This is a genomic window from Thermoanaerobacter kivui (genome assembly GCF_000763575.1).
Classification (GTDB): domain Bacteria; phylum Bacillota; class Thermoanaerobacteria; order Thermoanaerobacterales; family Thermoanaerobacteraceae; genus Thermoanaerobacter; species Thermoanaerobacter kivui.
Genome location: NZ_CP009170.1, coordinates 1,461,101 through 1,484,642, shown reverse-complemented (window position 1 = coordinate 1,484,642; position 23,542 = coordinate 1,461,101). Strand labels below are relative to the sequence as shown.

The following is a 23,542-nucleotide window of genomic DNA, read 5'->3' as shown; positions in this document are numbered from 1 at the left end:
ATAATTGTGCTATACTATTAGTGGTATATATTTTTGCGAGGAGGCCTAACATGAAACTTACAGAAATTTTAAAAGGGGTTAAATGTGAGATAAAAGGAAATCCCAATATTGACATAAACGGTGTCTGCTATGATTCGAGAAAGGCAAAAAGCAAATACTTGTTTATTGCCATAAAGGGGTTTAATACGGATGGCGCTCTTTACATTGAAGATGCCATAAAAAATGGAGCTATTGCTGTGGTAGCAGATAGAGAAGTAAAAGAATACCCTGGCGTGACTACTGTTTTAGTAGAAGATGCAAAAGCTGCAATGGCTAAAATAGCCGCTAATTTTTACAAAAATCCCACCAGTAAACTTATCCTCATCGGTATAACAGGTACAAACGGAAAAACCTCTGTTACTTATATGTTAAAGTCGATTTTGGAAAGTCAAAATAACAAAGTGGGATTGGTAGGTACTATACAAAACATGATTGGGGATGAAGTGATACCTTCTGTCCATACTACACCAGAATCTTTGGATTTACAAGAGCTTTTCAGCGTAATGGTAAACAAAGGTGCTAAGTATGTGGTTATGGAGGTATCATCTCATTCTTTAGCTTTAAACAGAGTAGATGAGTGTGAATTTGATATAGCTGTTTTTACTAACTTGTCTCAAGACCATTTAGATTTCCATAAAAATATGGAAGAATATGCAAAGACAAAGAGTAAGCTCTTTAAAATGGCAAAACAGGCTTCTGTGATAAATATAGATGACAAGTATTCTTCTATGATGATTGAAAGCTCTAAAGCGAAGGTTTTGACTTATGGCATAAAAGACTTTGCTTATGTGATGGCAAAAGACATACAAAATAGTTTGAACGGTGTTAAATTCAAAGTGCAGATTGAAGATAAAAAAGAGGAGATGCTTTTGAAAATTCCCGGTTTGTTTAGTGTGTACAATGCTTTAGCAGCAATTACAGTTGCTGATTTTCTTGGAATTACTCTTCCCATCATAAAAGAGGCATTGAGTAAAGTGACAGTAAAAGGAAGATTCGAACTTGTAGAGACTGGCAGAGATTTTCACGTAATCATAGATTATGCTCACACACCAGATGGGATAAAGAACATAATGGAGGCACTTAATGAATATAAAACAGGGAGAAAGATACTTTTATTTGGCTGTGGAGGAGACAGGGATAAGTTGAAGAGGCCTTTGATGGGAGAAGTGGCTGGTCGATATGCCGATTTTTGCATACTCACTTCTGACAATCCCCGCTCAGAAAACCCGATGGAGATAATTTTACAAATAGAAGAGGGTATAAAAAAGACAAATTGTCCCTATACAATAATAGAAGATAGAAAAGAGGCAATACGTTATGCTTTGTCTATAGCTAAAAAAGATGATGTGGTAATACTTGCAGGCAAAGGACATGAAACTTATCAAGTTATAAAAGACAAAGTAATTCCCTTTGATGAAAGAGAAATAGTCAAGGAAATTTTATCTGAAGGCGGTAGTAAATGATGGAACTTTTAGTTAAAGAACTTATAAATGCAGTAGAAGGTAAATTGGTAAATGGAAATACAAATGTTAAAATTACAGGGATTTCGACAGATTCTAGAAAAATAACAAAAGGAGAGTTATTTGTACCTTTAAAAGGAGAAAGGTTTGATGGAGAAGATTTTGTGAAAGATGCGGTATCTAGTGGCGCTGTTGCTGTGATTACTGCTGATTTAAGAAATGTCGAGCTTTTGAAAGATACTACTGTAGCAGTTATTTATGTAAAAGATACTTTGACTGCTTTTCATGAAATAGCGGCTTATTATAGAAAAAAGTTTGATATACCGTTTATTGCAGTAACAGGGAGCAGTGGCAAGACCACCACCAAGGATATGATTGCTGAAGTGTTATCTAAAAAGTATGCAGTTCTCAAGACAGGGGGAAACTTCAACAATGAAATAGGATTGCCCCTCACTATTTTTAGGCTGGAAAGTTATCACCAAATAGCAGTAGTGGAAATGGGAATGAGTGGCATTGGCGAAATAAAAAGGTTAAAAGAAATTGCAAAACCACAAGTAGCTGTTTTTACTAATATAGGAGTAGCACACATTGAAAAATTAGGTTCAAGAGAAAACATATTAAAAGCCAAAGCGGAGCTAATTGAGGACTTTGGCGAAAATAACGTGATTGTACTAAACGCTGATGATGACATGCTTGTAAGACTTCCTCAAACTTATCGAGGAAAATATTATAAATATGGAATAACAAATGGCGATGTTAAAGCTTATAACATAGAAAAAGATGAAAGAGGCGTTAGGTACGTTTTAAAAGTTAGAGAGTTAGAAAAAAGAGTAGAGCTTTCTATTCCGGGGATGCACAATGTGTATAATTCCCTTGCTGCTATCTGTGTCGGCTTAGAATTTGGAGTAAGTGTGGAGGATATGGCTGATGCTTTAAGAGAATTTAAGCCTGAAAAAATGAGGCTTAATATAATAGATGGTGGCAAAATTAAGATTATTGACGATGCCTACAATGCAAATCCTGATTCTATGAAGGCTGCACTAACTGTTTTGAGGGATTTAGATTCCAAAAGAAAAGTTGCAGTTTTAGGAGATATGTTGGAATTAGGAGAATATTCTAAAGAGGCTCATAAGGATATAGGAAAGTTTGTGTTAGAATGCGGTATCGATGTGTTAGTAACATCAGGGAATTTTGCAAAATACATCGCAGAAGAAGCAAAAATCTGTGGAATGAACAGCAGTAATATCTTTATATGCAAAAACAATGAAGAAGCAAATAAAGTTTTAGATAGCATTATTAAAGAAGGGGATTTAATTTTGGTAAAAGGATCACGAGGCATGAAAATGGAACAAATTGTACACCATTTGCAGGAGAGGGTAAAGTGAAATGATGCAAAAGATAATGTTGGCTACGATTGTCACTTTTGCTTTGACTTTAGCAGCAGGGCCTATTTTTATTCCATATCTTAGGAAGTTAAAGTTTGGACAAAGCGTAAGGGAAGATGGACCCAAAACTCATTTAAAAAAATCCGGAACTCCCACCATGGGAGGAATAATGTTTGTAGCGGCAGCTACTATTACCACATTAATATTTTCTCCCTGGAATAAGTACATGGGAATTTTGCTTTTGGCAATTTTGGGTTATGGGCTCATAGGCTTTGCAGATGACTTTTTAAAAGTGCATTTAAAAAGGCCATTGGGCTTAAGAGCGAGAGAAAAACTGATTGGGCAGTTTTTGCTGGCAATTGTAATTTCTTATTTTGCAAAACAATATGTTGGCAGTGACGTAATAATTCCTTTTTTAAAGACAAACATAGACCTTGGGATTTATTATATTCCTCTTATGGTTTTTATAATAGTTGGGACTGTAAACAGTGTAAATCTGACAGATGGTCTGGATGGATTGGCAGCAGGAGTTTCTTCTATTGTAATGGCTTTTTTTACTCTTGTTTCTCTTTTTTTAAACAATATTACTTATGGTGCTTTCAGCGCCGCTTTTACAGGAGCATTGTTAGGTTTTTTAAGGTACAACAGACATCCGGCGGAAGTTTTTATGGGAGATACTGGTTCCTTAGCTATCGGTGGTGCTGTCAGCACTATTGCGGTCTTGACTAAACTTCCTTTAATTTTACCGCTTTTAGGTATTATATATGTGGCTGAAGCGCTTTCTGTGATAATTCAGGTTATATCTTTTAGATTTTTTGGCAAAAGGGTTTTTAAAATGAGTCCTTTGCACCATCATTTTGAACTGTCAGGTTGGCAAGAAGAAAGGGTTGTGTACACTTTTTGGCTTGTCACTTTAATTGCCTTATTTTTGTCATTTTATAGCTTAAGTTAGGAGTGTAATATATGGAAGTTAGAAACAAAAAGGTTTTTGTGGCAGGATTGGGACTTAGTGGAATTGCTTTATGCAAAGTATTGATAGATTTAAAAGCCCATGTGATTGCTTATGATGAAAAGGACTATGCTTTTCTTAAAGATAATATAGCAGAAATAGAGAGTTTGCCCATTGAGTTTAAGTTTGGAAAGTTTAAAAGGGACACATTAAAGGGAGTGGATTTGGTCGTCATAAGCCCTGGTGTGCCTGTTGATTCTGAGTTGGTGAAAGAGGCACAAACCTTAGGAATTGAGGTATTAGGGGAAGTAGAATTTGCGTATAGATTTTCTAAAGGACCGATTTACGCCATAACGGGTACTAATGGCAAAACTACCACTACTTCTTTGCTGGGAGAAATCTTTAAAAATGCTGGAAAAAATGTGTATGTTGCAGGAAATATAGGTTATCCTCTTATTTACGTTACCACAACGGCTACAGAGAAAGATGCAATAGTTGCGGAAATCAGCAGTTTTCAATTAGAGACTGTAAAAGAATTTAGACCTAAAATAAGTTGCATAATCAACATAACTCCAGACCATTTAAACAGGCACAAGACTTTTGAAAACTACAGAGATGTAAAAGGGAGAATCTTTGAAAATCAAGGTGAAAATGAATATACTGTGTTAAATTACGATGATGAAGTTGTGTTAAGTTTGGCGAAAAAGGCAAAATGCAAAGTCTTTCCTTTTAGCAAAAAGAAAATTTTAGAAGAAGGTGCTTATGTAAAAGATGGCAGTATTTACATAAGCTTTGAAGGCTCTCTTGAAAAGATTATTGATGTAGAAGATATCTATATTCCAGGGGAGCACAATTTAGAGAATGCTTTGGCAGCTTCTTCAATGGCTTACATTGCAGGAATTGATGCAAATACTATTGCGCACACTTTAAAAACTTTTAAAGGGGTAGAACACCGCATTGAGTTTGTAGATGAAATAGAGGGGATAAAGTTTTACAATGATTCAAAGGGGACTAATCCAGATGCTTCTATTAAAGCGATACAGGCATTAAAAACGCCTATAATATTGATTGCTGGCGGTTACGACAAAGGCAGTGAATTTGATGAATTTGTAAAAGCTTTTGGTGAAAAGGTCAAAAAACTAATACTGATAGGGCAAACTGCGAAAAAAATCAGAGATACGGCGGTTAAGCATTCTTATCTCGAATCCAATATTATCTTTGCAAATACTTTGGAGGAGGCTGTTAAAAAAGCTTATGAAAATGCTATGAGAGGGGATAGCGTACTTTTGTCACCCGCTTGTGCTAGTTGGGATATGTTTAAAAACTTTGAAGAAAGAGGTAAGGTTTTTAAAAAGGCAGTGGCAGAGTTGAGGAGGTAAAAGAATGAAAAAAAGATACCCTGTTGATTATAGTATACTGTTGACAGTCTTAATACTTGTTTCCATAGGGGTTATAATGGTTTTTAGTGCCAGTTCTGCCAGTGCTTATTATACTTACAATGATTCTTTTTACTTTTTAAAAAGGCAATTGATGTGGGTAATACTGGGCTTTTTCGCTATGTCTTTTATGATGAATTTGGATTATGTCATTTTAAAGAAGTTAGCAGGACCTTTTCTTGCAATATCAATAGCATTGCTCATTGCAGTCTTGATTCCAGGTATTGGTGTGGAGAGGTACAATGCGACTCGTTGGATAGGAATTGGAAACTTTACCCTTCAACCTTCTGAATTAGCAAAATACGCTTTGATTATATATTTGGCTAAGTACTTTGATAAACATCCTGAATATGCAAAGAGTTTTAAAAAGGGCGTTGTACCAGTCTTAGGACTGGCAGGATTGTTTTTCGTCCTTATAATGTTACAGCCCAATTTCAGTACAGCTGGCACAATATTTATAATAGCTGTCATAATTCTTTTTGTTGCCGGTGCGAGAATCTCTTTTATGATAACTTTGTTTGGGTTGGGGGTTGTTGCAGCTGCTGTAGTTTTTTCATCGTTTGAATACATCAGAGAAAGGGTATTTACTTTTTTGAATCCTTGGCAAGACATTCAAAAATCTGGCTATCAAATCGTGCAGTCCCTTTATGCTTTAGGTTCTGGCGGTTTATTTGGTGTAGGACTTGGTAGAAGCAGACAGAAATTTATGTATTTACCTATGCCACAAAATGACTTTATTTTTTCAATAATAGGTGAAGAGTTAGGTTTAATAGGTACAGTTACCATTCTTTTGCTGTTTTTATATTTAATCTTGAGAGGGCTAAGAGTTGCTGCAAAAGCTCCTGACATGTTTGGGTGCCTGGTTGCGACTGGTATCACTAGCCTTATAGGAGTTCAAACTCTCATTAACGTGGCAGTTGTGACTTCTTCAATGCCTGCAACAGGTGTATCACTCCCCTTTATAAGTTATGGCGGTACTTCGACAGTTATTATGATGGCAGGGGTTGGGATACTTTTGAATATTTCTCGATATGCGAATTTGGATAGGAGCTGATGACAGTTGAAATATTTGTTTGCAGGTGGCGGCACAGGAGGACATATTTATCCTGCCATAGCAATTGCTAAAGAAATCCTAAAAAATGAAAAAGATGCACAAATTTTGTTTGTAGGCACAAAAAAAGGTTTAGAAAATGAATTAGTGCCAAGGGAAGGTTTTGAATTAAAGACAATTACTGCTCAAGGATTTAAAAGAAAATTGTCGTTAGATACTTTGAAAACTGTACACAAGGCTATTATTGGGTTAAAAGAGGCGAATAAAATTTTAAAAGAGTTTAAGCCTGATGTAGTGATTGGAACTGGAGGCTATGTCTGTGGACCGGTCTTAATGATGGCAGCGCTAAGAGGGATAACTACCTTAATACACGAGCAGAACGCTTTTCCAGGGCTTACCAATAAAATATTGTCAAGGTTTGTTAAAGTAGTGGCGGTAAGCTTTGAAGAGTCAGTAAAATATTTTAAAAACAAAGAAAAAGTGGTTGTTACAGGAAACCCCATAAGAAAAGAGCTTTTTGAGACAGATAGGTTAGAAGGGATGAAGAGGTTAGGTTTTTCGCCTGATAAACCACTGGTAGTTTCAGTAGGTGGAAGCAGAGGAGCAGAAAAGATTAATTTTATCATGGTAAAACTTATAAAAATGAAAAACAAAAACCTTCAGGTTTTGATGATTACTGGCACTAATCAATATGAGAAAGTGTTAGAAAAGATTAAAAATGATAACTTAAACTTGGAAGAATCTGTGAAGATAATTCCCTACTGCCATAATATGGAGGATGTATATGCGGCTGCAGACATTATGGTGTGTAGGGCTGGTGCCATAACTTTGGCTGAAATTACTGCGAAAGGAGTTGCTTCTATTTTAGTGCCTTCTCCTTATGTTGCAAACAATCACCAAGAATACAATGCAAGAGTGCTGGAAAGAGCAGGTGCTGCCTATGTCATATTGGAAAAAGACTTAACAGCCCAAGGGCTGTATGACAAAATAAACTACCTTTTAAACAATTCTTCTGTACTTTTGGGTATGAAAGAAAATGCGAAAAAAATCTCTAAAATTGATGCTGCGGAGAAAATATACAAGCTCATAAAAAGCATAACATAATACTTTATGTAACACCCCATCTTATTTATGCATAGTATATGGTGTAACCTGTATAAATTTTAGGGGTGATAAGATGGGGAAATTCAAAATTAATGGAGGGAATAGGCTGTATGGCGAGTTGAGAGTAAGTGGTGCTAAAAATTCCGTTTTACCCATCCTTGCAGCATCAATTTTAAATGAAGGTACTTGTGTTTTACACGATTGCCCCAGATTAAAAGATGTTTATTCTATGATAGAAATTTTAGAGCATTTGGGATGTAAGATTACTTTTAAAGGGAATGACATAATAATAGATGCGAAAGATGTAAAAGACAGTGAAATACCAGATAATTTAATGAGAACTATGAGGTCCTCCATATTTTTGATGGGAGCACTTATATCAAGAAATAGAAGTGCTTTAATGAGCTTTCCCGGTGGTTGTGATATAGGCCACAGGCCCATAGATTTGCACCTTAAGGGTTTAAGGAAATTGGGGGTTAAAATAGAAGAATCTTATGGCTATATTCGCTGTGAAGGAGCAAAAGTGAAAGGAAGTGAAATACATTTAGACCTCCCCAGCGTAGGTGCAACTGAAAATATAATGTTGGCAGCTGTTAAAGCAGAAGGGGTTACAATCATAAGAAATGCGGCAAAAGAGCCTGAAATAGAAGATTTACAAAATTTTTTAAACTCCATGGGAGCAAAAATATCTGGTGCTGGTACCAATACTATAGTCATTGAGGGAGTTAAAAAGCTACATGACACAGAGTATACCATAATTCCCGATAGGATTGTGGCAGGTACTTACCTTTGTGCAGCTGCGATGACACAAGGAGAGCTGACGGTTACAAATGCATTAAAAGAACATTTGGAGCCTTTGCTTTCTAAGTTGAGAGAAACAGGGTGCGAGATATTTACAGGGAATGATTATATAAAAATTGTGTGCAATAAGCGACCAAAAGCTGTTGACATGATTGTGACATTGCCATACCCTGGCTTTCCCACAGATTTGCAGCCCCAAATGGTTGCTGTACTTTCCATCGCCAATGGAACGTCTATTGTGACAGAGACGATATTTGACAATAGATTTAAATATACAGAAGAACTGATAAGAATGGGAGCAGGCATAAAAGTAGATGGGAGAGTAGCAGTAATACGTGGAACTGAAAAATTGATGGGAGCCAAAGTGGTAGCAAGAGACTTAAGAGGGGGTGCGGCGTTAGTCATTGCTGGACTTGGAGCACAAGGTACTACTATTGTAGAAGAGGCTGAGCATATAGATAGAGGATATGAAGCTTTAGAAGCCGCATTGATGAGTGTGGGAGGGGATATAGTAAGAATTGTGTAAAACAGCTTTATGCTGTTTTACACATAGAATAAAATGGTACAAGCAGGGGATGGTTTTATGGCAAGTAATAATGCTGTGAAAAAAAAGAAAAAATTTTTTGTGTTAGTCTTTATTATAGCATTAGTAGTATTTGTTTACATATTTATGTTTAAATCAAGTTATTTTAAAATAGATACTATAAAAGTTGTGGGCAATCAAATTTTGTCTTATAATGATATTAAAGAGTTAGCAGGCATAAATTATGGCATGAATATTTTTAAAGTAAATCCCGGTAGAATAGAAAAAAATTTACTTAATAGTCCTTATATAAAAGAAAGCAAAGTAGAGATAAAATATCCTCGCACTGTTGAGATAAGGGTGAAAGAAAGGCGCATAGTAGCCCAAGTACAAGATAAGGTAAATTATTTAATGATTGACAAGGAAGGGGTTGTTGTTAAAAAGGATGTGTACAATCCTTCGCTTCCGCTTCTTGTAGGGATAAAAGTGGATAAGTATGAAATAGGGAAAAGATTGAGTGATGTATTTGAAAAAAATTATTTAGGGGAACTTTTAGGACTCATAGAAAATACTAATTTTTGTGCGCAAATAACTTATATTAATGAAAATCATATTGTGCTTACAACGAAAAGCGGCATAAATGTATCTTTTAATAATCCTTATGACATTAAGTATTCTTTTAAATTTGTCGAATTAATATTAAAGGATCTAACTAATAAAGGTTATCATAAAGGCACAATCCAGGTTACAGGAGATAATAATCCGGTTTTTTTGCCATAGAGGACGGGAGGTACTTATGAAAAAAAGTGTTTATATATCAGTAGCATTTGTTTGCATTGTTTTAGGAATCATGCTTTCTACTCAATTTAGAATAGTAAAAAAGAGTGGAGCAGTTACTGTGCAAAGAGCTGAGGAACTGGCAGCACAGTTAAAAGAGGTTCAGTTGGAAAAAGAAGCTCTTTTGAAGCAGATTAATGAATTAGAAGCTAAAATAAATAGTTATGAAGAGGCTTCCTCTAAAACTAGTGTAGTGACACAAGCTTTAAAAAATGATGTGGAAAAGTATAAGGCGTTGGCAGGCCTTACTGACCTTCAAGGACCTGGAGTAATTGTCACTATAAATGACAGCAAACAGGCTGTCCCTCCAGGGCAAGACCCTAATTTGTTTTTGGTTCATGATGAGGATTTATTAAAAGTTGCCAATGAATTGAGAGCTGCTGGCGCAGAAGCAATATCATTAAATGATCAGAGGCTTATCGCTACTTCAGAGATAAGATGTGTAGGACCTACTGTTAATGTCAATTCAGTAAGATTTGCGGCTCCATATGTTTTTAAGGCTATTGGAGACCCAGATACTTTGGAAGCAGCTCTTAAGTTAAAAGGTGGAGTAGTGGAGACTCTATCTACTTGGGGCATAGAGGTAAATATTAAAAAATCTGATAAAATCATAATTAAAAAATATGACGGCGTGATAAAATTCCGTTATGCAAAACCTGTGGTTGAAGGAGAGAACAAATAATGGTATTGATTATAATAGTTAGCTTATTGTTGGGACTGGCTATTGGCTTCATCTTGCCGATTAATATTCCCGCAGTTTACGTTTCATATTTATCTGTTGCCATTCTTGCAGCCTTAGACTCAGTTTTCGGTGGCATAAGAGCAAGTCTTGAACAAAAATTTGACAACCTTATTTTTATAACTGGCTTTTTTGGGAATGCCATATTGGCAGGAGGCCTTGCTTACATTGGTGATGTATTAGGAGTTCCTATATATCTTGCTGCAATATTTGTTTTTGGAAGCAGGCTGTTTGTCAATTTTGCATATATAAGGAGATATGTGATAGAGAAGATGAGAAAAAGATAGCAGTCTCCTGAAGGAGGATTTGGTAATGGGCGATTTAATAGTTGGATTAGACATTGGTACATCTAAAGTGTGTACAATCATCGGAGAAGGGGATAAAAACGGGGAACTGCATATTATTGGTATTGGGTATTATCCCTGTAAAGGGGTAAAAAAAGGAGTTATTGTAGATATAGATGAAACAGCATATTCCATAAAAAAATCTGTAGAGCAAGCAGAGAGAATGGCGAACCAAAAGGTTTCTTCTGTTTATTTAAAAATATATGGGGGATTGACAACTATATACAAAAATAATGGAGTTGTTGCTGTATCTCGAGAAGATAAAGAAATTTCCAAGCAAGATGTAGAAAGGGTCCTACAAGCTGCTAAAATTATCGCTATCCCTTCAGATAAAGAAATCATAGACGTCATACCTTTAGAATACATAGTAGACGGATATGGGGAAATAAAGGACCCTGTTGGAATGGCGGGGATAAGACTGGAGGTAAATGCTGCTGTAGTTACAGGAAGTGTAACAGCCATTCAAAATATAGAAAAATGCGTCAAAAAAGCTGGCTTGGAAGTAGAGGGTATAATTGTAGGACCTTTGGCTACATCGGAAGCAGTTCTTTTGAGAGATGAAAAGGAGTTGGGGGCTGCTTTAATAGATGTGGGTGCAGGAGTAACGGACATTTCTGTTTTTAAGTATGGAAACCTCATTTATTCATCTATGATAGCGGTGGGGGGCGGGCATATAACTAATGATTTGTCAATTGGGTTAAAGATTTCATTCGAAGAAGCCGAAAACATTAAGAAAAGATACGGCACCTTAGAAAAAGTTCCAGAGGAGAAGTTGGAACCTATAAAAATTACTAATTTAGCAGGTAGAGGTAATGTTACCACCAATGTTAATGAAATAGCTGATATAATAGAGGCAAGGGTTTCTGAACTTTTAATGCTTGTATATGATAGGTTAGAAGAGGTAAAAGTTTTAGAAGATATAGTTACAAATGTGGTTATAACTGGTGGAGGTATCTCTTTTTTGAAAGGCAATATAGAATTAGCGCAAAGGATATTTAACAGAAATGTCCGAATTGGTTCTCCACAAAATATTGGTGTTTCAACTCCTATTTACTCAGCAGGGGTTGGAGTGGTAAAATATGTTTACAAAAACAAAAGATTTATGTATAATGTTCAAAGTAGTGATAAAAAAGAAAAAAAGAGTTCTAAACTAGTAGATAAAATAAAGGAGTTATTCAGCGATTTTTGGGCGTAAAGAGGAGGGTTTTTTGTGATAGGTATTGAAACTGATATGGAACAATTTGCCGTCATAAAAGTTATAGGAGTTGGCGGTGGAGGCGGTAATGCTGTAAATCGAATGATAGAAGCTGGTCTTAAAGGTGTTGAATTTATAGTGATTAATACTGATAAGCAAGCGCTTTACTTATCTAAAGCTGAAACCAAAATACAAATCGGTGAAAAATTGACAAAAGGATTAGGAGCAGGTGCTAATCCTGAAATTGGCAAAAAAGCCGCAGAAGAATCCAGAGAAGAGATAGAAAGAGTTATAAAAGGAGCCGATATGATATTTATCACTTCCGGTATGGGTGGAGGTACTGGTACAGGTGCTGCACCAATTGTAGCAGAAATAGCTAAAGAGTTAGGGATTTTAACAGTGGGAGTTGTGACAAAGCCTTTCACTTTTGAAGGAAGAAAGCGCATGGCTCATGCGGAAATGGGCATTGAAGAACTTAAAAAACATGTGGATGCTCTTATCACTATTCCAAATGACAGATTGCTTCAAGTTGTAGAAAAGAAGACTTCTATGATAGATGCTTTTAAATTGGCAGACGATGTTTTAAGGCAGGGTGTACAGGGAATATCTGACCTTATAGCAGTTCCTGGGCTTGTGAACGTTGACTTTGCTGACGTAAAAACCATTATGATGAATACAGGCCTTGCTCACATGGGAATAGGAATAGCATCAGGAGAAAACAAGGCTACCGAGGCAGCGAAACAGGCGATACAAAGTCCTCTCTTAGAAACTTCAATACAAGGTTCAAGAGGAATACTGCTTAACATAGCAGGAGGACCGAATTTAACTATTTTTGAAGTCAATGAAGCAGCTAATTTCATATACGAAACGGCTGACCCTGATGCAAATATAATCTTTGGTGCAGTTATAGATGAAACTTTAGAAGACCAAATAAGAATTACTGTCATAGCTACTGGTTTTGAAGGCCGAGACAAAGCAAAAGAACAAGAAAAGAAAAAAGAAGTAATGCCTGGAGATGTAAAATTAGAAAACACAATAGATACTGATGACTTGGATATACCTACATTTTTGAGAAGAGGAAGACGGTGAATTCTGCAAAGGTTTCTTTGCAGAATTTTTTTATCACAATTCTACAAAAATAAACTTATTTTTATTCCAAAATATTACAATAAATTTGTCATCTTTGTTTTATAATATGAATAAAATAATTGTTGGTGAATATACATTGTATAAGGATGAAATATGTCCCCGGGGATGGTCCAAATGTACTTAGATGTTATTTTCTTTGAAAACTTAATAATTAACTACGTCATCCTCATTTTGACTAAAAAATTTTCTAAAAGACCAACTAATTACATAAAACTTTTTTTAGGGGCATCAGTAGGCGCTTCATACGTCGTGCTATTTTTTTTGTTGCCCTATAAAATCATTTATTCAGTTACAGCTAAAATTGTTTTATCCTTCTTAATAATATATATGGCATTTAATCCAAAAACATTAAAAGAATTTTTAAGAGTTTTAGCTGTATTTTACATGATATCTTTCTTAATAGGAGGAGCAATCTTTGCTCTTTTATATATGGTGAAATTTGATTTAAATGTCATAGTGATGGGATTTTTAATGGCGATTTTGCTGCTTTACACTAATTGGGAGTATATAGTCAGGAAATCGAGGAATGACAAATTGATTTACAACATCAGAATAGAGGTATTAGAAAATCATGCGCAGATTAAAGCACTACTTGACACAGGAAATAGGCTGTATGACCCATTGACTAAGTTGCCTGTGGTAGTTGTTGAATTTAGAGCAATAAAAGATTTACTTCCTAAAACATTAGGAAATTTATCTGAGGATGATATAGGAGATTTTGATAAAGTCTCTGAAATGTTTCAAGAAGAAAAGTGGATTAATAGATTAAGATTGATTCCTTTTATGTCAGTTGGCCAAAACAAAGGAATGATGGTAGGATTTAGGCCTGATAAATTGGTGATAGAAGAAGAAAAAAAAGAGATAAGGGATGTAATTATAGGAGTATACCAAAGCAAACTCAACAAATATGGAGATTATGCAGCTTTGATTGCACCTGAAATTTTGAGTTGATGGAGGGATGGCAGTGAAACTTAGAACCAAAATAAAAATGGAAATGTTAATTTTTTGGGAGAAAATATTAAGATTTTTTGATTTGTCAGAAGTCATATTCTACATCGGAGGCAGTGAAGCGTTACCACCCCCTCTTACCAGCGATGAGGAATCGTATTTGATCTCTAAAATGGAAAAAGGGGATAACGATGCTAAGACGATGTTAATTGAGAGAAATTTAAGATTGGTGGTATATATTGCAAAGAAGTTTGAAAATACAGGAGTAGGTATAGAAGATTTGATATCTATTGGCACTATCGGACTTATCAAAGCGATTAATACTTTTAATCCTAACAAAAAGATAAAGCTGGCAACTTATGCTTCAAGGTGTATAGAAAATGAAATTTTGATGTATTTGAGGAGAAACAGCAAGACAAAATTAGAAGTTTCTTTTGATGAGCCTTTAAATGTAGACTGGGATGGGAATGAGCTTTTACTTTCTGATATTTTAGGTACAGATAACGAAGCGGTATATAAATACATAGAAGACGAAGTAGATAAACAATTGTTGGATTCAGCTTTAAAAAGACTGCCTGACAGAGAAAAAAAGATAATAGGTTTGAGATTTGGATTAGAAGGAGGTTCAGAAAAAACTCAAAAGGAAGTGGCAGACATGTTGGGTATTTCTCAGTCTTATATTTCTAGATTGGAAAAAAAGATTTTAAAAAGATTAAAAAAAGAAATTAATAAGTTAGTTTAAAACCAAAAGAAATGCTTTGTTGTATATTTTTTTGTCCTGCCGGTAATACTGTTAATAAGCTAAACATCTGGAGGCAGGAATTATGAATAATAAAGTTGAAATATGCGGTGTAAATACTGCAAAATTACCTGTTTTAAAACCATCTAAACAAAAAGAACTATTGATGAGAATGAAAAAAGGCGATAAAAAAGCGAGAGAAGAGTTTATAAATGGCAATTTGAGGCTGGTTTTAAGTGTCATTCAACGGTTTAATAATCGTGGAGAGTATGTAGATGATTTGTTCCAGGTGGGATGTATAGGGCTTATAAAAGCAATAGACAATTTTGATTTAAATCAAAACGTGAAATTTTCAACTTATGCTGTTCCCATGATAATTGGTGAAATACGAAGGTACTTAAGAGATAACAATCCTATAAGAGTGAGTAGGTCTTTAAGAGATATAGCTTACAAAGCATTGCAAGTGAGGGATAAATTAGTTTCAGAAAATTCCAAAGAACCTACAGTTACTGAAATAGCAAAAGAGCTCAATATTCCGAGAGAAGAAGTAGTGATGGCTCTCGATGCTATTCAGGAACCGGTTTCTTTGTTTGAACCTATATATCATGATGGTGGAGATGCTATTTATGTGATGGATCAAGTGAGCGATGACAAGAATATTGACGAAGTTTGGTTAGAAAAAATTGCTTTAAAGGAGGCGATACAAAAACTTAACGAAAGGGAGAAATTGATATTGACACTGAGATTTTTTGAGGGTAAAACCCAAATGGAGGTAGCAAAAGAGATAGGAATATCTCAAGCACAGGTTTCAAGATTAGAAAAAGCGGCTTTAAATCACGTGAGAAAGTACATCTAGCTTATCAGGAATGATAAGCTAGATTTTTTCATATAATTTAAAGAAAAGTCATAGAGGGGGAAGTTAAAGTGGTTAAGGCTTCTGAATTGAGAGATAAAGACGTGATAGACATAAATACAGGTGAAAAATTGGGCAATATCATTGACATAGAGGTTAACCTTGAAGAAGGAAGAGTAGAAGGAATTGTACTTCCAAAAGAAAGCAAATTTTTTAGAATTTTCAGCAAAGATGTAGAATTATATTTGTCATGGGATTCTATTAAAAAAATAGGTACTGATGTCATATTAGTAGATTTAAAAGACGTAAAGACTTAAGTTTGACTATTAAAAATAAGTTTATTATAATTTTATTAAACAATTAAGAATCTTTGGAGGTAATAAAATGAAATGCCCTTATTGTGGGTACCCTGATTCTAAAGTCATAGATTCTCGTCCTACAGATGACAATACATCCATAAGGCGCAGAAGAGAGTGTTTAAAATGCGGCAAGCGTTTTACGACTTATGAAAAAGTGGAACAATTACCAATACTTGTTATAAAAAAAGATAATAGTCGCGAAGTTTATGATAGGGATAAAATACTAAAAGGTATGATAAAAGCCTGTGAAAAGAGGCCAGTTCCAATAAAACTTTTGGAAGAGATAACAGATGAAATAGACAGAAAGATAATAAATTCAATGGAAAGAGAAATAACTACTGCTGAAATAGGAGAAATGGTAATGGAAAAACTTAAAAATGTTGATGAAGTGGCCTACGTCAGGTTTGCTTCAGTGTACAGGCAATTTAAAGACATAAATACTTTTATGGACGAATTAAAAAAACTTCTTAAAGAGAATGAAGCCAAAAAAGAACAATCCTAAAATAATTTTTTGACAAAAAGTCGAACAAGCTTTATATTCTGGAGGTGTCAAAATGGCACAAACTGTATTGGTTATAGAAGACGAGGTCCACATACTGGAACTTTTAAGGTATAATCTTGAGGCGGCAGGATATAATGTAGTCACTTCTGAAAATGGAAAAGAAGGATTGGAAAAGTGTTTTGAGGTAAGGCCTGATTTGGTGATATTAGATTTAATGCTGCCAGATGTTGATGGTTTAGAGATATGTAAAATTTTAAAGCGCAGTGAAGATACCAAAAACATTCCTATAATAATGTTGACGGCAAAAAGTGAAGAGTTTGATAAAGTATTGGGGTTAGAACTGGGAGCAGACGACTATATAACAAAGCCTTTTAGTGTAAGAGAGTTGCTGGCGCGAATTAAAGCTGTTCTTCGGCGATCACAGCAAACAGAAGAAGAAAAAGAAGAGATAATAAAATTTGGAGATATAGTCATAGATACAGGTAAGCATGTGGTTTATAAAAAGGGAAAAGTTTTAGAGCTTACTTTAAAAGAGTTTGAACTTTTAAAGCTTTTATCTCAAAACATGGGCAAAGTGTTGACGAGAGATTATCTTTTGGACAAGGTATGGGGATATGAATATGCAGGAGAAACCAGGACTGTTGACGTTCATATAAGGCATTTAAGGAAAAAGATAGAAGATGATGACAAGTCACCTGTGTACATTGAAACTGTAAGGGGTATTGGTTATAAATTAAAAGGATAAAGGTGAAGCGTAATGTTAAAAAAGTCCTATTATCGATATTTTTTGATAAGCTTGTTAGGTATTTTTGTTCCGGGAATATTTTTTTTGGGTTATGTACCTTACGGGCGATTTATTTTTGCAATTTTACTAGGGCTTTTCATAACAAATATTTTTGGCTATAAATTTATCAAAAGCATAATAGAACCTATTAAAGAAATCACTGAAGTTACTAAAGATATTGCTAATGGGATATACAGTCATAAACTTGAAAACAATTCTATTGATGAAATAAAACAGCTTTCCATTGCAATAAATACTATGTCTTATAAACTAAGAGAAACTATAGAAGAGTTAAACGACAGAAATGCAAAATTGGAAGCCATTTTAAAGAGCATAGTAAATGGGGTTATAGCTTTTGACAACAATGAAAAGATATTGCTTATAAATGACGCTGCTAAAAAAATTTTAAATATAAAAGAAAAGAAACTAATTGGAAAGCATATATTAGAAGTCATTAGAAACAGTAAACTGCATGACTTCTTTGAGGACATGATAAAGAATAAAAATTCCCCTTCCAAAAGTTTGGAATTAAATATCTTTAATAAGCACCTCAAAATATATACAAGTCCTATTGTTCATCCGATTTCCCATCAAAATTTAGGTTTTGTGTTGATAATAGACGATATAACAGAAATGAGAAGGTTAGAAAAGATAAGAAGCGAATTTGTTGCAAATGTGTCTCATGAACTAAGAACTCCTCTTACTTCCATTAGGGGATTTATTGAAACACTGAGAAGTGGGGCTATAGACAACCCTCAGACGAGAGACAAGTTCTTAGACATAATTGACTTCGAATCAGAGAGACTTACGAGGCTTATAAACGATATACTAACACTTTCAGAAATAGAAAATGTCAAAGAAGGTTTTCCAATAGAAGATATTAAATTGGATAAAGAGATTGAAGACATACTGTATATAATGGACAAGGTCGCAAAAACTAAAAATATAACTTTAATGAAAGATTTAAATTGTGAAGGTTTAGTAATAAATACAAGCAAAGATAGATTCCATCAAATGATTATTAACCTTATAGACAATGGCATAAAGTACACTCCTGAAGGAGGATTTGTCAAGGTATCAACTTCTGAGACCAATGATAAAATAATTATCACAGTAGAAGACAGTGGTATAGGAATCGCAAAAGAAAATATTCCGCGTCTTTTTGAAAGGTTTTATCGTGTTGATAAAAGCCGTTCAAGAAAATTAGGAGGTACTGGCTTAGGCCTTGCTATAGTTAAACACATTGTCGAATCTATGAAAGGAGAAATTTTTGTAGAAAGCGAAGTAGGGAAAGGGACGAAATTTATCATAAAATTAAATAAATCTGATTTAACAAAGACTTAACAATAACTTAATATTGACTTTACAATGAACTGTTACAATGTACTTGTACAAAAATTTTTGAAAAGCTTTGGAGGTGCTTTAGTGTAATGTTAAATAAGAGATTTACTAAAATTGCAATCGTGACTTTACTCATTGTAAGCCTTTTTACAGCTGCTGCTTGTGGTTCAAAATCAAACAGTGAAAATACTTCTGACAGTACTTCTGACAATCTTTCGGGTAACATAACAATTGCTGGTTCTACGGCATTGCAGCCCTTAGTTGAACAAGCTGCTAAAATGTTTATGGAAAAACATCCTAATGTATCAATAACTGTTCAAGGCGGTGGCAGCGGTACAGGGTTGACACAGGTAGCTCAGGGTGCAATTGATATTGGAAATTCAGATATTTTTGCTGAAGAAAAATCAGGTATAGATGCAAAGTCTTTAGTAGATCATAAAGTTGCAGTTGTAGGTTTTGCGGTAGTTGTGAACAAAGACGTTACAGTTGACAGCTTAACTCAACAGCAATTGGTAGATATCTTTACAGGCAAAATAACTAACTGGAAAGAAGTCGGCGGACCTGACATGAAGATAGTAATTATTAACAGACCTGCAAGTTCAGGAACTCGCGCTACATTCAAAAAAGTTGTATTAAAAGGACAGGAAGAAGCACAAGGTGTTGCATTGACAGAGGACTCATCTGGAACAGTTAAAAAAGCAGTAGCAGATACAAAAGGTGCTATAAGCTATCTCGCTTTCTCCTACTTGGATGATACGATAAAAGTATTGAAATACGAAGGAGTAGAGCCGACAGCTCAAAACATAATAGACGGCAAGTACCCAATTTGGTCATATGAACACATGTACACAAAAGGAGAACCTACTGGAGCAGTTAAAGCCTTCTTAGATTATATGATTTCAGATGAAGTACAAAAAGGACCTCTTACAAAATTAGGATTTGTCCCAATTACTGAGATGAAAACAAAATAAAGGGTATAAAAAAGAACTGGCACATGCGTCAGTTCTTTTTTATACGGAGTGTAAATTTAACATAGATTTAACATTCATTTAACATAAATTTAATGAATGTTTTTTTTCTCGACTTTGTCAGTTGGAGGCCATTTTTAGGCTGGTAAAAAATATCAGACCCTTGATTTTCAAGGGTTTTTTGTTTTTAGGGTTAAAAAATTTTTCAAAACTGTAGGGACAATTTTACTCCTAATTATTGCCATAATACTTGACCATATTCACTTTTTGTAGTATAATGTAATAAACTAACATAAAGGTGATGCCATATGTTTCTCAAAATAACTAAAGCTGGTGGCTATGAGTATGCCAAAATTGTCCATAATTATCGCGAAAATGGTAAAATAAAGCAAAAAGTCTTGCTTAATCTCGGTAGAATTGATGAACTCAAAAATGACCCTTCTTTCATTAATCTTGTAGATAAATTGCAAAAAATATTTTTAAGTTCCAGTGAAGAAACAGGTTCCATCAAGCTTTTTCCAGAAGATGTTTCAGAAGGGATTATTAAAAACTGGGGATATATTGTGTATAGAAAACTTTGGGAAAAGCTTGAAATAGATAAATTCCTCAAACAGTATATTTCTCAAAATTCCAGCATAAAGTTTGACATTGATGAAGTGACGTTTTTGATGACAGTACAAAGATTAATTCAACCAGTAAGCAAACTTCAGACGTATTACCGCAAAAACAGATACTTTGGATTTGAAGAAGATATTGATTTAAATCAGCTGTACAGGGGATTAGATATTCTAGCCCAGATAAAAGAGGATTTGGAGCTATACCTTTATCACAAGAATAGAGATTTATTTAACATGGTAGTTGATGTTGTTTTTTATGATGTGACAACATTTTACTTTGAAAGCATTAAGCAAGATAACTTAAGGGATTTTGGATTTAGCAAGGATAACAAGGTAAATGAGGTACAAGTGGTAATGGGGATGCTTGTAGATAAAGAAGGAAGACCAGTTGGATATGAATTGTTTCCAGGAGACACTGTTGACAGCAAGACCATGATAGAAATTTTGAGGAAACTGAAAGAGAAATTCTGCATAGACCAAGTAATAATAGTTGCAGACAAAGGCCTTAACAGTAAACTTAATTTAAAGCTGATAAAAGAAGCGGGATACGACTACATTGTGGCAAGCAGACTGAAAAACATGAGTAAAGAGATTTTAGATAGAGTATTTGATGAAGAGGGATATCAAGTTCTTGAGGAGAAAAAGTGGAGATTTGACAGAGAAATATTTGGGGAAGAGTTTAGATTCAAGGTCATAGAAAGAGAGAATATTATCAAAACGGGAGAAGGGGAAATATTCAAGATACCTGAGAATCTAATAATAACCTATTCAAGCAAGAGGGCCAGAAAAGATAAAGAAGAGAGGCAAAGGCTAGTAGAAAAAGCAAAAGAACTTTTAGAAAGGCCCGGCAATGTAAGGGCAGCAGAAAAGAGAGGCGGAAGGAAATATTTAAGACGCATTTCCGAATCAGAAGAATATGTACTGGATGAAGAAGCAATAAAGAGGGATGAGAAATTTGACGGTTTTTATGCAATTCAGACCAGCAAGAAAGAAATGAGTGTGACAGAAGTTTTGAATGCATATCATGATTTATGGAAGATAGAGCAGTCTTTCAGAGTAATGAAAAGTTGTCTTAATGTAAGACCAATATTTCACTGGACGGAGAAAAGGATAAGAGGGCATTTTGTTGTGTGCTATTTAGCATTTTTACTGGAAAGAACTTTAGAATACAGCTTGAGGTCTAAGGGGAAAGAATTAAGCAGTGATAGAATAAAAGAAGCGATAGGTTCAATGAATTTTGTGGAGATAGAGATAAATGGGAAGAAATATTTAATCAAACAAAAGATAGAGGAGGAAGCTGAAAACATATTGAAGGTGATGAAAATAAAAGCACCAAAAAATTTCATTACATATGAGGAAGGCATGGAATTAATTAGCATGAGAAAGTAATGTAGTGACAAATTTCACGCCCATTTTTTGTCAATACCTGTATTCCCAAGCCTTTTGGGTTTCAAACTGACAAAGTCAAGAGTTCTTTTTTATACGGAGTGTAAATTTAACATAGATTTAACATTCATTTAACATAAATTTAATGAATGTTTTTTTTTAAACTGTTATGATAATATGAGCGCCATTATATTTATTTAAATGGGGGATATAGAATGACAATAGATAAAACTTATGAAAAAAAACGAAAAGTGGCGGATGCGTTGGGGAGATTTATCGTTTTTATATCCGCTTTGCTTTTAATAATTATCACTATTTCTCTCTTTTACTTTGTAACATCTAAAGGGCTTTCTACATTCATAAAAGATGGTATTTCTGTAAAGGAATTTTTGTTTTCTACCACATGGAGGCCTGATAGAGATGTTCCTGCTGTCGGTTCGCTGCAATTTATATTAGGCTCTATTCTCGTTTCTGTTTTTGCTATTATGATAAGTGCACCTCTCGGTATCTCTTCTGCGATATTCATGGTGGAAATTGCAAAAAAATTAGGTCAAAAGATATTACAACCTGCTATTGAAATTTTTGTAGGCATTCCCTCTGTTGTATACGGTTGGGTTGGCCTTACAGTATTGGTTCCTTTTATAAGCAAACATTTTGGAGGCTTGGGGTTTAGTTTGTTGGCAGGTATATTAGTTCTCACTATTATGACTCTTCCCACCATTACAAGTGTCAGCGCTGATGCTATAAGGTCACTACCTGTTGAGATAAGAGAAGCCAGTTATGCTCTTGGTGCTACAAGGTGGCAGACAATTAAAAATGTAATCCTTCCTGCCGCAAAGCCAGGCATATTAACTGCTGTTGTGTTGGGGTTAGCAAGGGCATTTGGTGAAGCATTAGCAGTGCAGATGGTCATAGGTAATAGGCCAGTAATCCCTAAATCCTTTTTAGAACCCATGAGCACAATAACTTCTATAATTACAATGGACATGGCAAATACAGTGATGGGTTCTGTGTGGAACGATGCCCTCTGGTCTTTGGCATTACTGCTTCTTTTAATATCCTTTACCTTTATCATCATAATCAAATTAGTGGGCAGGAGGGGGATGTATAAATGAAGTCGAAATTGTACGATAAAATTGCTACTATATATTTTTACGCTGTAGCAGTTGTTTTAATTTTGTTTTTAATTTCGCTGATAGGCTATATATTATACCAGGGAAGAACACAACTTAATATAAATTTTTTAACATCACCGCCTAAATTCATGGAGGCAGGTGGCGGTATAGGACCACAATTATTTAATTCATTAGAGTTATTAGTAGTAACTCTTATAATTTCTGTGCCTATTGGCATAGGTGCAGGAATTTATATGGCAGAATATGCAAGACCGGGACTATTGACAGAGGTCATAAGATTGTCTACAGAAACTTTATCTTCTATGCCCTCAATTGTGGTGGGACTCTTTGGGCTTTTGGTATTTGTAAATATGACTGGCTGGGGATATTCTCTTATCGCAGGGGCTCTTGCTCTTACGGTTTTGAATCTTCCCGTTATGACAAGAGTTAGTGAAGATTCTATAAGAAGTGTGCCAAACAGTTTAAGGGAGGCAAGTTACGCTTTGGGTTCTACAAAATGGCAGACAATTGTTAAGGTCGTAATACCTACTGCTATGCCAGGTATTATAACAGGAATAATTTTGACGGCGGGAAGAATTTTTGGAGAAGCTGCTGCACTCCTATATACTGCTGGTATGAGCAGCCCTGCTTTGATTTTTTCAAACTTAAATCCTTCGAGTCCTACTTCGCCTTTGAACATTTTTAGACCTGCGGAAACATTGGCTGTATATATATGGAAAATAAATAGCGAAGGTTTGGCACCTGATACGCGGCAAATTGCAGACGGAGCTGCTGCAGTTTTGCTGTTGATGGTACTGATTTTTAACATTCTTGCGCGATGGTTAGGAAGTATTTTATATAAAAGAATGACAGGAGAAAAATAAAATGGTATAATATGCTTAAGAGAAAGGGGAATAG

The 23,542-nt window shown here is 34.9% G+C and carries 23 protein-coding genes; all 23 read left to right on the top strand.

Annotation, left to right across the window (positions count from 1 at the left end):
• The first annotated feature begins 50 nt into the window (after nt 1-50).
• Nucleotides 51-1,502, top strand: coding sequence for a UDP-N-acetylmuramoyl-L-alanyl-D-glutamate--2,6-diaminopimelate ligase (locus tag TKV_RS07535; RefSeq protein WP_049685424.1), 1,452 nt, complete (start codon nt 51-53; stop codon nt 1,500-1,502).
• Nucleotides 1,499-2,884: a UDP-N-acetylmuramoyl-tripeptide--D-alanyl-D-alanine ligase gene (locus TKV_RS07530; RefSeq protein WP_049685423.1), complete on the top strand. Its 1,386-nt coding sequence runs from the start codon at nt 1,499-1,501 to the stop codon at nt 2,882-2,884. The genes TKV_RS07535 and TKV_RS07530 overlap by 4 nt, the downstream gene beginning before the upstream one ends.
• 1 nt (nt 2,885) lies before the next feature.
• Nucleotides 2,886-3,836 (top strand): phospho-N-acetylmuramoyl-pentapeptide-transferase, encoded by a 951-nt coding sequence (mraY, locus tag TKV_RS07525; protein ID WP_049685422.1) that lies wholly within the window; start codon nt 2,886-2,888, stop codon nt 3,834-3,836.
• Between the two features lie 11 nt (nt 3,837-3,847).
• A complete protein-coding gene (gene murD / locus TKV_RS07520) occupies nt 3,848-5,212 on the top strand; it encodes a UDP-N-acetylmuramoyl-L-alanine--D-glutamate ligase (RefSeq protein WP_049685421.1) in 1,365 nt (454 codons plus the stop codon).
• Between the two features lie 4 nt (nt 5,213-5,216).
• Complete coding sequence (gene spoVE / locus TKV_RS07515; protein WP_049685420.1) at nt 5,217-6,323, top strand: stage V sporulation protein E; 1,107 nt, start codon at nt 5,217-5,219, stop codon at nt 6,321-6,323.
• A 6-nt stretch (nt 6,324-6,329) separates the two neighbouring features.
• On the top strand, nt 6,330-7,424 hold the full coding sequence (gene murG, locus TKV_RS07510) for an undecaprenyldiphospho-muramoylpentapeptide beta-N-acetylglucosaminyltransferase (protein ID WP_049685419.1): 1,095 nt from the start codon (nt 6,330-6,332) through the stop codon (nt 7,422-7,424).
• 73 nt (nt 7,425-7,497) lie between these two features.
• Nucleotides 7,498-8,751, top strand: a complete 1,254-nt coding sequence (gene murA, locus TKV_RS07505) for a UDP-N-acetylglucosamine 1-carboxyvinyltransferase (RefSeq protein WP_049685418.1) — start codon at nt 7,498-7,500, stop codon at nt 8,749-8,751.
• A gap of 57 nt (nt 8,752-8,808) precedes the next feature.
• Entirely contained in the window at nt 8,809-9,528 is a 720-nt protein-coding gene (locus tag TKV_RS07500; RefSeq protein WP_049685417.1) for a cell division protein FtsQ/DivIB, read from the top strand.
• Nucleotides 9,529-9,544: 16 nt separating this feature from the next.
• On the top strand, nt 9,545-10,267 hold the full coding sequence (locus tag TKV_RS07495) for a DUF881 domain-containing protein (protein ID WP_049685416.1): 723 nt from the start codon (nt 9,545-9,547) through the stop codon (nt 10,265-10,267).
• Nucleotides 10,267-10,611, top strand: a complete 345-nt coding sequence (locus tag TKV_RS07490) for a small basic family protein (protein ID WP_049685415.1) — start codon at nt 10,267-10,269, stop codon at nt 10,609-10,611. Before TKV_RS07495 ends, TKV_RS07490 begins: the two co-directional genes overlap by 1 nt.
• 25 nt (nt 10,612-10,636) lie before the next feature.
• Entirely contained in the window at nt 10,637-11,863 is a 1,227-nt protein-coding gene (ftsA, locus tag TKV_RS07485) for a cell division protein FtsA (RefSeq protein WP_049685414.1), read from the top strand.
• 15 nt (nt 11,864-11,878) lie between these two features.
• On the top strand, nt 11,879-12,952 hold the full coding sequence (gene ftsZ, locus TKV_RS07480; RefSeq protein WP_049685413.1) for a cell division protein FtsZ: 1,074 nt from the start codon (nt 11,879-11,881) through the stop codon (nt 12,950-12,952).
• A gap of 174 nt (nt 12,953-13,126) precedes the next feature.
• Nucleotides 13,127-13,963 (top strand): sigma-E processing peptidase SpoIIGA, encoded by an 837-nt coding sequence (gene spoIIGA / locus TKV_RS07475; RefSeq protein ID WP_049685412.1) that lies wholly within the window; start codon nt 13,127-13,129, stop codon nt 13,961-13,963.
• Between the two features lie 13 nt (nt 13,964-13,976).
• Entirely contained in the window at nt 13,977-14,702 is a 726-nt protein-coding gene (gene sigE, locus TKV_RS07470) for an RNA polymerase sporulation sigma factor SigE (RefSeq protein WP_049685411.1), read from the top strand.
• An 82-nt stretch (nt 14,703-14,784) separates the two neighbouring features.
• A complete protein-coding gene (gene sigG, locus TKV_RS07465) occupies nt 14,785-15,555 on the top strand; it encodes an RNA polymerase sporulation sigma factor SigG (RefSeq protein WP_049685410.1) in 771 nt (256 codons plus the stop codon).
• Between the two features lie 68 nt (nt 15,556-15,623).
• Nucleotides 15,624-15,869, top strand: coding sequence for a YlmC/YmxH family sporulation protein (locus TKV_RS07460; RefSeq protein ID WP_049685409.1), 246 nt, complete (start codon nt 15,624-15,626; stop codon nt 15,867-15,869).
• A gap of 67 nt (nt 15,870-15,936) precedes the next feature.
• Nucleotides 15,937-16,413, top strand: coding sequence for a transcriptional regulator NrdR (gene nrdR, locus TKV_RS07455; RefSeq protein WP_049685408.1), 477 nt, complete (start codon nt 15,937-15,939; stop codon nt 16,411-16,413).
• Between the two features lie 52 nt (nt 16,414-16,465).
• The gene (locus tag TKV_RS07450) at nt 16,466-17,158 is read left to right on the top strand and encodes a response regulator transcription factor (protein WP_049685407.1); all 693 of its coding nucleotides are present in this window, start codon (nt 16,466-16,468) and stop codon (nt 17,156-17,158) included.
• Between the two features lie 12 nt (nt 17,159-17,170).
• On the top strand, nt 17,171-18,541 hold the full coding sequence (gene pnpS / locus TKV_RS07445) for a two-component system histidine kinase PnpS (protein ID WP_049685406.1): 1,371 nt from the start codon (nt 17,171-17,173) through the stop codon (nt 18,539-18,541).
• Nucleotides 18,542-18,627: 86 nt separating this feature from the next.
• Entirely contained in the window at nt 18,628-19,509 is an 882-nt protein-coding gene (locus TKV_RS07440; protein WP_049685405.1) for a phosphate ABC transporter substrate-binding protein, read from the top strand.
• 305 nt (nt 19,510-19,814) lie between these two features.
• Entirely contained in the window at nt 19,815-21,512 is a 1,698-nt protein-coding gene (locus TKV_RS07435) for an IS1634 family transposase (RefSeq protein WP_049685404.1), read from the top strand.
• Between the two features lie 212 nt (nt 21,513-21,724).
• Entirely contained in the window at nt 21,725-22,624 is a 900-nt protein-coding gene (gene pstC / locus TKV_RS07430) for a phosphate ABC transporter permease subunit PstC (RefSeq protein ID WP_049685403.1), read from the top strand.
• Nucleotides 22,621-23,508, top strand: a complete 888-nt coding sequence (gene pstA, locus TKV_RS07425; protein WP_049685402.1) for a phosphate ABC transporter permease PstA — start codon at nt 22,621-22,623, stop codon at nt 23,506-23,508. Before pstC ends, pstA begins: the two co-directional genes overlap by 4 nt.
• Nucleotides 23,509-23,542: the final 34 nt, after the last annotated feature.